General features: G+C 72.4%; 12 protein-coding genes. 10 read left to right on the forward strand and 2 right to left on the reverse strand.

Annotated features, from left to right (window positions below):
* The first annotated feature begins 9 nt into the window (after window positions 1–9).
* On the forward strand, window positions 10–600 hold the full coding sequence (locus ACFWGJ_RS14265) for a TetR/AcrR family transcriptional regulator (RefSeq protein ID WP_107017893.1): 591 nt from the start codon (window positions 10–12) through the stop codon (window positions 598–600).
* 52 nt (window positions 601–652) lie between these two features.
* On the opposite strand, the gene ACFWGJ_RS14270 is transcribed toward ACFWGJ_RS14265, so the two are convergent.
* The gene (locus ACFWGJ_RS14270; protein ID WP_381832468.1) at window positions 653–1,138 is read right to left on the reverse strand and encodes an Lrp/AsnC family transcriptional regulator; all 486 of its coding nucleotides are present in this window, start codon (window positions 1,136–1,138) and stop codon (window positions 653–655) included.
* Window positions 1,139–1,328: 190 nt separating this feature from the next.
* On the opposite strand from ACFWGJ_RS14270, the gene pdhA reads away from it, so the two are divergent.
* The 7 genes from pdhA (at window position 1,329) to ACFWGJ_RS14305 (ending at window position 9,553) form a co-directional block, all read left to right on the forward strand.
* The gene (gene pdhA / locus ACFWGJ_RS14275) at window positions 1,329–2,504 is read left to right on the forward strand and encodes a pyruvate dehydrogenase (acetyl-transferring) E1 component subunit alpha (RefSeq protein ID WP_387323657.1); all 1,176 of its coding nucleotides are present in this window, start codon (window positions 1,329–1,331) and stop codon (window positions 2,502–2,504) included.
* Window positions 2,501–3,505, forward strand: a complete 1,005-nt coding sequence (locus tag ACFWGJ_RS14280; protein ID WP_210881494.1) for an alpha-ketoacid dehydrogenase subunit beta — start codon at window positions 2,501–2,503, stop codon at window positions 3,503–3,505. Before pdhA ends, ACFWGJ_RS14280 begins: the two co-directional genes overlap by 4 nt.
* On the forward strand, window positions 3,505–5,001 hold the full coding sequence (locus ACFWGJ_RS14285; RefSeq protein ID WP_387323659.1) for a dihydrolipoamide acetyltransferase family protein: 1,497 nt from the start codon (window positions 3,505–3,507) through the stop codon (window positions 4,999–5,001). The genes ACFWGJ_RS14280 and ACFWGJ_RS14285 overlap by 1 nt, the downstream gene beginning before the upstream one ends.
* 100 nt (window positions 5,002–5,101) lie before the next feature.
* Window positions 5,102–6,022 (forward strand): NTP transferase domain-containing protein, encoded by a 921-nt coding sequence (locus ACFWGJ_RS14290; protein WP_387323662.1) that lies wholly within the window; start codon window positions 5,102–5,104, stop codon window positions 6,020–6,022.
* A complete protein-coding gene (locus ACFWGJ_RS14295; RefSeq protein ID WP_387323664.1) occupies window positions 6,019–7,401 on the forward strand; it encodes a molybdopterin molybdotransferase MoeA in 1,383 nt (460 codons plus the stop codon). Before ACFWGJ_RS14290 ends, ACFWGJ_RS14295 begins: the two co-directional genes overlap by 4 nt.
* Entirely contained in the window at window positions 7,398–8,495 is a 1,098-nt protein-coding gene (locus ACFWGJ_RS14300) for a potassium channel family protein (RefSeq protein WP_387323666.1), read from the forward strand. Before ACFWGJ_RS14295 ends, ACFWGJ_RS14300 begins: the two co-directional genes overlap by 4 nt.
* A 77-nt stretch (window positions 8,496–8,572) precedes the next feature.
* Entirely contained in the window at window positions 8,573–9,553 is a 981-nt protein-coding gene (locus ACFWGJ_RS14305) for an NAD(P)H-quinone oxidoreductase (RefSeq protein WP_387323668.1), read from the forward strand.
* Between the two features lie 371 nt (window positions 9,554–9,924).
* Here ACFWGJ_RS14305 and ACFWGJ_RS14310 read toward each other — a convergent pair whose 3' ends face one another.
* Window positions 9,925–10,317, reverse strand: coding sequence for a hypothetical protein (locus ACFWGJ_RS14310; protein WP_381834626.1), 393 nt, complete (start codon window positions 10,315–10,317; stop codon window positions 9,925–9,927).
* Between the two features lie 147 nt (window positions 10,318–10,464).
* Between ACFWGJ_RS14310 and ACFWGJ_RS14315 the strand changes: the two genes are divergently transcribed.
* Both ACFWGJ_RS14315 and ACFWGJ_RS14320 read left to right on the forward strand, forming a co-directional pair.
* Window positions 10,465–11,040, forward strand: a complete 576-nt coding sequence (locus ACFWGJ_RS14315) for a PadR family transcriptional regulator (protein WP_387323670.1) — start codon at window positions 10,465–10,467, stop codon at window positions 11,038–11,040.
* An 86-nt stretch (window positions 11,041–11,126) separates the two neighbouring features.
* On the forward strand, window positions 11,127–11,669 hold the full coding sequence (locus ACFWGJ_RS14320) for a bacterial proteasome activator family protein (RefSeq protein WP_387323672.1): 543 nt from the start codon (window positions 11,127–11,129) through the stop codon (window positions 11,667–11,669).
* Window positions 11,670–11,763: the final 94 nt, after the last annotated feature.

Genomic DNA, 11,763 nt, shown 5'->3' on the forward strand with positions numbered 1-11,763 from the left:
GAGCACCCCATGACCACCGCCAAGCGCGACACGTACACGCCGGAGACGCTGCTCTCCGTGGCCGTGCGGGTCTTCAACGAACGCGGTTACGACGGCACCTCCATGGAGCACCTCTCCAAGGCGGCCGGCATCTCCAAGTCGTCGATCTACCACCACGTCACGGGCAAGGAGGAGCTGCTGCGCCGGGCCGTGAGCCGTGCGCTCGACGGCCTCTTCGGGATCCTCGACGAGGAGCACGCGCGCGAGGGGCGTGCCGTGGAGCGCCTGGAGTACGTCACCCGGCGCATGGTCGAGGTCCTCACCGCCGAACTGCCGTACGTGACGCTGCTGCTGCGCGTGCGCGGCAACACCGACACCGAGCGCTGGGCCCTGGAGCGGCGCCGGGAGTTCGACCACGAGGTGGCCGCGCTCCTGAAGGCGGCGGCGGCCGACGGGGACGTACGCGCCGACCTGGAGGTCCGGCTCGCGACCCGGCTGGTCTTCGGGATGATCAACTCGATAGTCGAGTGGTACCGCCCGGACGGACGGGGCATGGGCGAGCGCGAGGTCGCCGACGCGGTGGTGCTGATGGTCTTCGGAGGACTCAGACAGGCGGGCTGAGCGGGATCCCACGGGGCGCGTGGGCCGGGCGGCGCGCCCCCGCGCACCCCGCTCACCCCTGCGGTTCCAGGTCCTCCTCCTCGAAGACCAGCAGGGTCCGGGTGCTGAGCACCTCGGGGATGGCCTGGAGCCGGGTGAGGACCAGTTCGCGCAGGGCCCTGTTGTCCGGCGTGTGCACCAGCAGCAGGACGTCGAAGTCGCCGCCCACCAGCGCGATGTGGGAGGCCCCGGGCAGCCTCCTGAGCTGCTCGCGCACCGTGCGCCAGGTGTTCTGCACGATCTTCAGCGTGATGTAGGCGGAGGTGCTGTGCCCCGCGCGCTCATGGTCGACACGGGCGCCGAAACCACGGATCACACCGTCCTCGACGAGACGGTTGATCCGCGCGTAGGCGTTGGCGCGGGACACGTGGACCCGCTCGGCGACCGACCGTATCGAGGCGCGGCCGTCCGCCTGGAGCATCTGGAGAATGTCCTGGTCGATGGAGTCGAGCGGACGCGGCGGCGGCAGGGCCGCCCCGGGGTCCGGCCCCTCGGCCATTTGTTCAGGTGCCATGTCCCCCCGCCTCCCTACCATGGACGTACTGCACCCATCTCAGGCTGTGCAGAACCGTTTGTCCACAGCCTGGAGGTGCCTGTAGCCAAAATGTGCCGACGACCGAACAATCGGTAGGTGAGGCGCGTCACTCTCGGCGGGTCTTTCGAAGCGACTCCCACGAGGAGGTGCCGACATGACGGTCATGGAGCAGCGAGGCGCATACCGGCCGACGCCCCCGCCCGCCTGGCAGCCACGTACCGACCCCGCGCCGCTGCTGCCCGACGCGCTGCCCCACCGCGTCCTCGGCACCCGGGCGGCCGATCGGGTCGACCCCGATCTGCTGCGCAGGCTGTACGCGGAGCTGGTGAAGGGCCGCCGGTACAACGCGCAGGCCACCGCCCTCACCAAGCAGGGCCGTCTCGCGGTCTACCCCTCCTCCACCGGCCAGGAGGCCTGCGAGGTCGCCGCCGCGCTCGTCCTCGAAGAGCGCGACTGGCTCTTCCCGAGCTACCGGGACACCCTCGCGGCGGTCGCCAGGGGCCTCGACCCCGTCCAGGCCCTGACGCTCCTGCGCGGCGACCGGCACACCGGCTACGACCCGCGCGAGCACCGCATCGCCCCCCTGTGCACGCCCCTGGCCACCCAGCTCCCGCACGCCGTGGGCCTCGCGCACGCCGCCCGCCTCAAGGGCGACGACGTGGTCGCGCTCGCCCTGATCGGCGACGGCGGCACCAGCGAGGGCGACTTCCACGAGGCACTGAACTTCGCGGCCGTCTGGCAGGCCCCGGTGGTCTTCCTGGTCCAGAACAACGGCTTCGCCATCTCCGTCCCGCTCGCCAAGCAGACCGCCGCCCCCTCACTGGCCCACAAGGCCGTCGGGTACGGGATGCCGGGCCGGCTGGTCGACGGCAACGACGCCGCCGCGGTGCACGAGGTCCTCGGCGAGGCGATCGCCCACGCGCGCGCGGGTCTCGGCCCGACGCTCGTGGAGGCGGTGACGTACCGCATGGAGGCGCACACGAACGCGGACGACGACAAGCGTTACCGCGAGGACGCGGAGGTCGAGGCCTGGCGGGCGCACGACCCGATCGCCCTCATGGAGCACGAGCTCACCGAGCGCGGTCTGCTCGACGAGGACGGGATGCGCGCCGTGCGCGAGGACGCCGAGGCGATGGCCGCGGACCTGCGCGAGCGCATGAACCAGGACCCGGTCCTCGACCCCATGGACCTGTTCGCGCATGTCTACGCCCGGCCGACCACGCAGCTCCTGGAGCAGGAGGCGCAGCTGCGCGCCGAGCTGGACGCCGAGGCACGCCACCACGACGACGCGGACGCACACGCGCACGAGCCGGAAGGAAAGACGCGATGACCACCGTCGCGGTGAAGCCGGCCACCATGGCGCAGGCCCTCGGACGGGCCCTGCGGGACGCCATGACCGACGACCCCACCGTCCATGTGATGGGTGAGGACGTCGGCGCCCTCGGCGGTGTCTTCCGTGTCACCGACGGCCTCGCCAAGGAGTTCGGCGAGGACCGCGTCACCGACACCCCGCTGGCCGAGGCGGGCATCCTCGGCACGGCGGTCGGCATGGCCATGTACGGGCTCAGGCCGGTCGTGGAGATGCAGTTCGACGCCTTCGCGTACCCGGCCTTCGAGCAGCTGATCTCACACGTGGCGAAGATGCGCAACCGCACCCGCGGGGCGATGCCGCTGCCCCTGACCGTGCGCGTGCCCTACGGCGGCGGCATCGGCGGGGTGGAGCACCACAGCGATTCCTCCGAGGCGTACTACATGGCGACTCCGGGGCTGCATGTCGTGACCCCCGCGACGGTCGCCGACGCGTACGGGCTGCTGCGCGAGGCCATCGCCTCCGACGACCCGGTCGTCTTCCTGGAGCCCAAGCGGCTGTACTGGTCGAAGGACGCCTGGAACCCCGACGAGCCGCGGGCCGTGGAGCCGATCGGCCGCGCGGTGGTCCGCCGGCCGGGCCGCAGCGCCACGCTCATCACGTACGGGCCGTCCGTGCCCGTCTGCCTGGAGGCCGCGGACGCGGCACGGGCCGAGGGCTGGGACCTGGAGGTCGTCGACCTGCGTTCCCTGGTGCCGTTCGACGACGAGACGGTCGCCGCGTCCGTGCGCCGCACCGGCCGGGCCGTCGTGGTGCACGAGTCGGGCGGCTACGGAGGGCCCGGCGGGGAGATCGCCGCGCGGGTCACCGAGCGGTGCTTCCACCATCTGGAGGCGCCGGTGCTGCGCGTGGCCGGGTTCGACATCCCGTATCCGCCGCCGATGCTGGAGCGGCACCATCTGCCCGGTGTCGACCGGATCCTGGACGCGGTGGCCCGGCTGCAGTGGGAGGCACAGAGCTGATGGCCCAGGTCTTGGAGTTCAAGCTGCCCGACCTCGGTGAGGGACTCACCGAGGCCGAGATCGTCCGCTGGCTCGTCCAGGTCGGCGATGTCGTCGCCGTCGACCAGCCCGTCGTGGAGGTCGAGACGGCCAAGGCGATGGTCGAGGTCCCCTGCCCGTACGGCGGCGTGGTCACGGCCCGCTACGGCGAGGAGGGCACCGAACTGCCCGTGGGCTCGCCGCTGCTGACGGTCGCGGTGGGAGCGCCGGCCTCCGGCCTACCGGCTTCCGGCACACCGGATTTCGACGGGGCGGACCTCGGCCCGTCCGCTTTCGACGCCCCGGCTTCCGGAGCGCGGCCTTCCGGCGGCGAGGACGAGGGTTCCGGGAACGTGCTCGTGGGTTACGGCACGCAGGCGCCTCCGGCCCGGCGCCGCAGGGTACGGCCGCCCGCGTCCGGCACGGGCCCCGGCCACCGGTCACCGGGCGCGTCCTCCGGCGCGGCCCGCGCTGTCGCGACGCCGCCGGCGCCCGCGGCGGGCGCGAGTGTCGATGCCGGGCCCCGGTCCGACGGACCCGTGCCGGTGATCTCGCCGCTCGTGCGGCGGCTGGCCCGGGAGAACGGGGTCGATCTGCGGGCGCTGGCCGGTTCGGGACCCGAAGGGCTGATCACGCGTGCGGACGTGGAGCACGCCCTGCGGGCCGACGCGTCCGCCCCGACTGTCTCGTCCGCCCTGGCCGCCCCGGCCGTCGCGCGGCCGGAGCAGAGCCCGGCGGCGGCCTCCGTACCGGCCGCCCCGCACGCGTCCGGCACCGCCGCCCCCCGCGCGGGCACCCGTGTCCCCCTCAAGGGCGTCCGTGGTGCCGTCGCCGACAAGCTCTCCCGGAGCCGGCGCGAGATCCCCGACGCGACCTGCTGGGTGGACGCCGACGCGACGGAACTGATGCACGCGCGCACGGCGATGAACGGGGCCGGCGGACCGAAGATCTCCCTCCTCGCGCTCCTCGCCCGTATCTGCACCGCCGCGCTCGCCCGGTTCCCCGAGCTCAACTCGACGGTCGACCTGGAGGCCCGCGAGATCGTCCGGCTCGACGAGGTGCACCTCGGGTTCGCCGCGCAGACCGAGCGCGGGCTCGTCGTGCCGGTCGTGAAGGGGGCGCACACCCGGGACGCGGAGTCGCTGAGCGCGGAGTTCGCCCGGCTGACCGAGGCGGCCAGGACCGGGACGCTCACCCCGGCGGACCTCACCGGCGGGACCTTCACGCTGAACAACTACGGGGTGTTCGGCGTCGACGGCTCGACCCCGATCATCAACCACCCCGAGGCGGCCATGCTCGGCGTCGGCCGGATCGTCCCCAAGCCCTGGGTGCACGAGGGCGAACTGGCGGTGCGGAAGGTCGTCCAGCTCTCGCTCACCTTCGACCACCGGGTGTGCGACGGTGGAACGGCGGGCGGTTTCCTGCGGTATGTGGCGGACTGCGTGGAACAACCGGCGGTGCTGCTGCGGACCTTGTGACCCCCTCGGCCCCGCGGAGGCCGTGGCCGTTCGCCGCCACCCCCGTCCACATGCTGTGCGCGGGGGTGGAAATGATCCATCGGACACCCATACTCGTGGGGTGACCGCGTTCGAGCCATCCAGCGCACCCGGTTCCTCCGACGCGTTCGGTTCCTCCGGCGCACCCGGTACGGACAGCCATGACGCCGTCGTACTCGCCGGAGGCGCCGCCCGCCGTCTCGGCGGCGCGGACAAACCGGGCGTCCGTGTGGGCGGTCGCGCCCTGCTCGACCGCGTCCTCGCCGCCTGTTCCGGCGCGGCCGTCACCGTGGTCGTCGCGGAACCCCGGCCCACAGCCCGCCCCGTGGAGTGGGCACGGGAGGACCCTCCCGGCGGAGGCCCGCTCGCCGCGCTGGACGCAGGCCTGTGGCACACCACCGCCGAGTACGTCGTCGTGCTCTCCGCCGATCTGCCGTTCCTGGACCGGGAGACGGTACGAAAACTGCTGACCTCTCTTCACCAGGGCGGTAGTGAGGGCGTGTTGCTCACCGACCCCGGTGGGCGCGACCAACCGCTCGTGGCCGCGTACCGCCGCTCGGCGCTGCGTCGCGAGCTGACGGCGCTGCGCGCCGAGCACGGCGAACTGACCGGTCTGCCGCTGCGGCGGCTCACCGGCGCGCTCGAACTGACCCGTATCACCGACCCCGTCGCGTCCTTCGACTGCGACACCTGGGACGACATCGCTGCCGCCCGGGCACGTATCAGGGAGCATGGGCACGTGTTGGATGAATGGATCACCGCAGTCAAGGACGAACTGGGCATCGACCTGGACGTCGACACCGACGTCCTGCTCGACCTCGCCCGCGACGCCGCCCACGGTGTGGCCCGCCCGGCGGCGCCGCTGACGACGTTCCTCGTCGGGTACGCGGCGGGCCGGGCCGAGGGAGGCCCCGAAGCGGTCGCCGAGGCCGCCCGCAAGGCCGCGGCACTGGCCCTGCGCTGGGCGGCGGAGGCCGGATCCGCCGGCCCGGACGCCGGATGACCGCCTCGGGGCAGTTCGAGGAGATCGACTTCGACGTCGAGGAAGCCCTGGCCCTGGTCAAGGAAGGCGGTGCCCCGGTGCCCGACGACTCCGGATCCACCGGAGCCTCCCGTCCGGTGCCCTCGCCGGCCGCGGGCGCCGCGAGCCGGAAGGACCCCGCCGAGCGCCAGGCCGCCGAGCACCACACCGCCACGCCCTGGCAGCGAGCCCGGGCCATCGCCGGGCGAGCCCCCCGCCGCCCGGACACCTCCGTCTCGGTCACGCTGGACGCCGCGCTGGGCCTTGTCCTCGCGGCCCCGCTCGCCGCGCTCTCGGACCTGCCGTCCTTCGACACGTCCGCGATGGACGGCTGGGCGGTCGCGGGCCCCGGCCCCTGGGACGTGCGGGCCGAGGGAGTGCTCGCCGGTCACGGCGCACCGCAGCGCCTCACCGACGGCGAGGCGATCAGGATCGCCACCGGCGCGCGGATCCCGCAGGACGCCTCCGCCGTGATCCGCAGCGAGCACGGCCGCACCGACGAGAAGGAGCGGCTGTACGCGACACGGGACGTGGCGCACGGTCAGGACATCCGGCCCCGCGGCCAGGAGTGCCGCGCCGGCGACCCCCTGCTGCCGTCCGGCACGCTGGTCACCCCGGCCGTGCTCGGACTCGCGGCCGCCGCCGGTTACGACACCGTCGCCGCCCTCCCCCGGCCCCGTGCGGAGATCCTGGTCCTCGGCGACGAGTTGCTCACCGAGGGGCTGCCGCACGACGGGCTGATCCGGGACGCGCTCGGCCCGATGCTGCCGCCCTGGCTGCGCGCGCTCGGCGCGGAGGTCATCGCGGTACGCCGGCTCGGCGACGACGCCGAAGCCCTGCGCAAGGCCCTCAAGAACTCCGACGCCGACCTGATCGTCACGACCGGGGGCACCGCCGCAGGACCCGTGGACCACGTCCACCCGATCCTGCGCCGCCTCGGCGCCGAACTCCTCGTGGACGGTGTCCAGGTGCGCCCCGGTCACCCGATGCTGCTTGCGCGTCTGAAGGAGAACCAGCACCTCGTCGGGCTGCCGGGCAATCCGCTCGCCGCCGTCTCCGGCCTCCTCACGCTCGCCGAGCCACTGCTGCGCACCCTCGCGGGACGCGCGGCCCCGGAGCCGTACACGCTGCCCCTTCAGGACGGCGTGCACGGGCACCCGTACGACACCCGGCTGATTCCTGTCGTGCTGCGCGGGGACCGGGCCGTGCCGCTGCACTACAACGGGCCGGCCATGCTGCGGGGTATCGCCGTGGCCGACGCGCTCGCGGTCGTGCCGCCGGGCGGTGCACGGGCGGGTCAGGAACTTGAGATCCTCGACCTGCCCTGGGCCATGGCTGGGATCGAGGTGTGTTTCACGTGAAACTTCCGGGCCACGACGCCATCGCCCGGCAGGCGGGCGAACGGCTGGCCACCCATCGGGTGGAGCTGCCCCGCCAACGGGTGGAACGCCCCCTCTTCCAGGTCACCAAACGCGTCCTCATGGCGCTGCTGGTGCTGGTCGGCACGGCTTTCATCGTCTATTTCGACCGCGAGGGCTACACCGACAACTCCGATAAGTCGGTCGACCTGCTCGATGCCTTCTACTACGCGACCGTCACGCTCTCCACCACCGGATACGGGGACATCACCCCGGTCAGTGACGGCGCCCGCCTCACCAATATCTTCCTGATCACGCCTCTGCGCGTGCTCTTCCTGATCATCCTGGTCGGCACCACTCTCGAAGTTCTCACCGAACGGACTCGGGAGGAGTGGCGACTGAACCGCTGGAGGACCGCCTTGCGGGAGCACACCGTTGTCATCGGGTTCGGCACGAAGGGCCGCTCGGCGATTCAGACCGTGTGCGCGACGGGGCTGAACAAGGAGCAGGTGGTGGTCGTCGACCCCAGCTCGAAGGTGATCGAGGCGGCGACGGCGGACGGGTACGCGGGAGTGATCGGCGACGCCACGCGCAGCGACGTGCTGCTGCGGGCCGAGGTGCAGCGCGCCCGGCAGATCATCATCGCGACCCAGCGCGACGACACCGCCGTGCTCGTCACGCTGACGGCCCGGCAGCTCAACCGCAAGGCGAAGATCGTGGCCGCCGTGCGCGAGGAGGAGAACGCGCCCCTGCTCAAGCAGTCCGGCGCCGACGCCGTCATCACCAGCGCCAGCGCCGCCGGCCGCCTGCTCGGTCTCTCCGTGCTCAGCCCCAGCGCGGGCATGGTCATGGAGGACCTCATCCAGCAGGGCAGTGGCCTCGACATGACCGAACGGCCCGTCATAAAGGCCGAGGTCGGCAAGGGGGTCCGCGAGATCGAGGACCTGGTGGTCAGCGTCGTACGAGGGCATCGGGTGCTCGGCTACGACGATCCGGCCATCGGGAAGCTGCAGTTGACGGACCGTCTGATCACCATCGTGCGGGTCAGTCCGCACAGCCAGATCGCCCCGGACATGAAGCCGCTGCCGCAGGACTGAGCCGCACGTGGCGGGTTGCGCCCCACGTGGCGGGCTCAATCCCCACGTGACGGGCTGCCGGGAGTAGCCTCGCCCGCATGCGAGCGATCACGATTCCTGAACCTGGTGGGCCCGAGGCGCTGGTGTGGGACGAGGTCCCGGACCCGGTGCCCGGCGAGGGCGACGTGCTGGTCGAGGTGGTGGCGAGTGCCGTCAACCGCGCCGACCTGCTGCAGCGGCAGGGCTTCTACGACCCGCCGCCCGGCGCGTCCCCGTACCCGGGGCTCGAATGCTCCGGACGTATCGCCGCGCTCGGACCCGGCACCTCGGGGTGGAACGTCGGGGACGAGGTGTGCGCGCTGCTCTCGGGCGGCGGGTACGCCGAGAAGGTGGTCGTCCCGGCGGGGCAGCTGCTGCCCGTGCCCGAGGGCGTGGACCTCGACAAGGCCGCCGCGCTGCCCGAGGTGTCCTGCACGGTCTGGTCCAACGTCTTCATGATCTCCCACCTGCGGCCCGGCGAGACGCTGCTGGTGCACGGCGGATCGAGCGGTATCGGCACGATGGCGATCCAGCTGGCCAAGGCCGTCGGGGCGAAGGTCGCCGTCACGGCCGGGAGCAAGGCGAAGCTGGACTTCTGCGCGGAGCTGGGTGCGGACGTGCTCATCAACTACCGCGAGCAGGACTTCGTCGAGGAGATCAAGGCGGCCACGGACGGGGTGGGGGCCGATGTCGTCCTCGACAACATGGGTGCGAAGTATCTGGGCCGCAATGTCACCGCTCTTGCCGCCAACGGGCGGCTCGCGATCATCGGGATGCAGGGCGGGGCCAAGGGGGAGCTGAACATCGGGGCGCTGCTGAGCAAGCGCGGCGCTGTCACCGCCACGTCGTTGCGGGCTCGGCCGGGTGGGGAGAAGGCGGCGATCGTGGCGGCCGTGCGGGAGCATGTGTGGCCGTTGATCGCGGGTGGGCATGTGCGGCCGATCGTTGATCGGGAGCTGCCCATGCGTGACGCTGCGGCGGCGCATCGGGTGTTGGAGGAGAGCAGTCATATCGGGAAGGTGCTGCTCACGTTGCCGTAGGCCTGCCGGCGGGGGGCGTTTCGGGTGCGGCCCGGTGGGGCTTGTTGCGCAGTTCCCCGCGCCCGTGAAAAAGCGAGGCCTCGCCTTGTTGCGTTCGTGCGGGTCGGTGGGGGCTGGTCGCGCAGTTCCCCGCGCCCCTGGGAAGGCGAGGGCTTGCCTTGTTGCGTTCGTGCGGGTCGGTGGGGGTTTGTCGCGCAGTTCCCCGCGCCCCTGGGAAGGCGAGGGCTTGCCTTGTTGTGTGCGTGCGGGTCGGTGGGGGTTTGTCGCGCAGTTCCCCGCGCCCCTGGGAAGGCGAGGGCTCGCCTCGTTGTGTGCGTGCGGGTCGGTGGGGGTTTGTCGCGCAGTTCCCCGCGTCCCTGCGGGCGCAGGGTTCAGGCTCTGCGGGTTCTCAGGGCCAGGAAGGACAGGGCCAGGCCCAGGCCGATCAGGATCAGGCCTGTGCCCAGGGGGAGTACCTGGAGGACGGGTTCCGAGGTTCTCACCGGGTGGTCGGGGGCGTCGTGTGCGTCGACGGGGCGGGCCGGCCGTTCAGGGGGCAGGTAGGCCTCCTGGCTCTCTGGGCCGTCCGGGTGAGCCGACGCGGTGTCCTCCGGCGGCGGGGGCGACTCCCGGCCCGGGCGCTCGCGGCCCTCTCCCGCCCGGCTGCCGGCCCGCGACTCGGCGGGGACCGGCTCGTCCGCGGCGGCGTACGGCGTGAACGCGGGGCCCGCCAGCAGCGGCAGCAGCAGGGCGGTCACGCGAAGGGTGCGAAGCCATGGAGTCACGTCGGTGACCCCCTCCCGGTACGGAGGATCCAAGATCAGCGGCTTCAGCCTCACACGGGGTGCCCGCACCGGCATCCCGAGCCCGCACGTCCTGGCACGCTCACCGACGGCCGTGGCGCGCACAGGTGTACGGGGTACAGATCGGGTATGTCGATACGCCATGGCCTGCTGGCGCTTCTGGAGCGCGGTCCCCGCTACGGCTCACGGCTGCGCACCGAGTTCGAGGCGCGCACCGGCTCGACCTGGCCGCTGAACATCGGCCAGGTGTACACGACCCTCGCCCGGCTGGAACGGGACGGCCTGGTCGTACAGCAGGGCGCGGACGAGGCGGGCCACGTGCTGTACGCGCTGACGGACGCCGGACGGGCGGAGCTGCGGTCCTGGTTCATCCGCCCCGTGGAGCGTGCGAACCTGCCGCGCGACGAACTGGCGATCAAGCTGGCCGTGGCCGTCGGGGCGCCGGGGGCCGACATACGGGCGATCGTGGAGGCACAGCGGCGGTATCTCTCGGAGGCCATGCACACGTACACCCGGCTCAGGGCCCGGGCGCTCGCGGAGGCGCCCGCGCACCGGGACGAGGTCGCGCGGCTGTTCGTGCTGGAGCATCTGATCTTCCGCGCGGAGGCCGAGATCCGCTGGCTGGACCACTGCGAGGCCCGGCTGCTGCGGCTCGCGGAAGCGGCCGCCACGGAGCCGCCGCCCCCGGCGCCGCCGCCCGCCTGACGCGGGGCGGACGTTCGTACAGGGTGGATCACGCCCCGGAGGGGGCACCACGCTGGTGACGTGTGCGAGTGCGAGAGAATGGCGGCATGGAGATGCCGAGGAACGAGAGGTCACCGGAGAACCCCCAGATCCTGGTCGTAGGCCAGGACGGGATGGCTCTCGGTGGCGGTGGAGACGAGGACTCCCGAGAGATTCCGGTGACGGAGATGGTGGAACAGCCGGCCAAGGTCATGCGCATCGGGAGCATGATCAAGCAGCTGCTGGAGGAGGTGCGTGCGGCACCCTTGGACGAGGCGAGCCGGGTACGGCTCAAGGAGATCCACGCCAGCTCGGTGAAGGAGCTGGAGGACGGGCTCGCTCCGGATCTCGTCGACGAACTGGAGCGGCTCTCCCTGCCGTTCACGGACGACGGCATCCCTTCCGACGCCGAACTTCGGATCGCGCAGGCTCAGCTGGTCGGCTGGCTGGAGGGTCTCTTCCACGGGATCCAGACCACCCTGTTCGCCCAGCAGATGGCGGCCAGGGCCCAGCTGGAGCAGATGCGCCGGGCGCTGCCGCCTGGCGCGGGCGGCGAGGAGGAGCCGGTGGACCCGCGGGCGGGCGGCCGTTCGGGCGGCCCGTACCTGTAGACGCAGTCATACGAGACGCAGCGATACGAGACGTAGTCGTACGAGACCAGTCGTACGAGAGGGGCCCGGCGGTGAGGCCGGGCCCCTCTCGTGC

The organism is Streptomyces sp. NPDC060205 (genome assembly GCF_042728395.1).
GTDB lineage: Bacteria > Actinomycetota > Actinomycetes > Streptomycetales > Streptomycetaceae > Streptomyces.

What these genes read in the sequence shown, in the direction of transcription:
- ACFWGJ_RS14295 (WP_387323664.1), top strand. Translation starts at nt 6,019, where the DNA reads ATGACCGCCTCGGGGCAGTTCGAGGAGATCGACTTCGACGTCGAGGAA.
- ACFWGJ_RS14270 (WP_381832468.1), bottom strand. Translation starts at nt 1,138, where the DNA reads ATGGCCGAGGGGCCGGACCCCGGGGCGGCCCTGCCGCCGCCGCGTCCG.
- ACFWGJ_RS14315 (WP_387323670.1), top strand. Translation starts at nt 10,465, where the DNA reads ATGTCGATACGCCATGGCCTGCTGGCGCTTCTGGAGCGCGGTCCCCGC.
- ACFWGJ_RS14285 (WP_387323659.1), top strand. Translation starts at nt 3,505, where the DNA reads ATGGCCCAGGTCTTGGAGTTCAAGCTGCCCGACCTCGGTGAGGGACTC.
- ACFWGJ_RS14280 (WP_210881494.1), top strand. Translation starts at nt 2,501, where the DNA reads ATGACCACCGTCGCGGTGAAGCCGGCCACCATGGCGCAGGCCCTCGGA.
- ACFWGJ_RS14305 (WP_387323668.1), top strand. Translation starts at nt 8,573, where the DNA reads ATGCGAGCGATCACGATTCCTGAACCTGGTGGGCCCGAGGCGCTGGTG.
- ACFWGJ_RS14320 (WP_387323672.1), top strand. Translation starts at nt 11,127, where the DNA reads ATGGAGATGCCGAGGAACGAGAGGTCACCGGAGAACCCCCAGATCCTG.
- ACFWGJ_RS14265 (WP_107017893.1), top strand. Translation starts at nt 10, where the DNA reads ATGACCACCGCCAAGCGCGACACGTACACGCCGGAGACGCTGCTCTCC.
- pdhA (WP_387323657.1), top strand. Translation starts at nt 1,329, where the DNA reads ATGACGGTCATGGAGCAGCGAGGCGCATACCGGCCGACGCCCCCGCCC.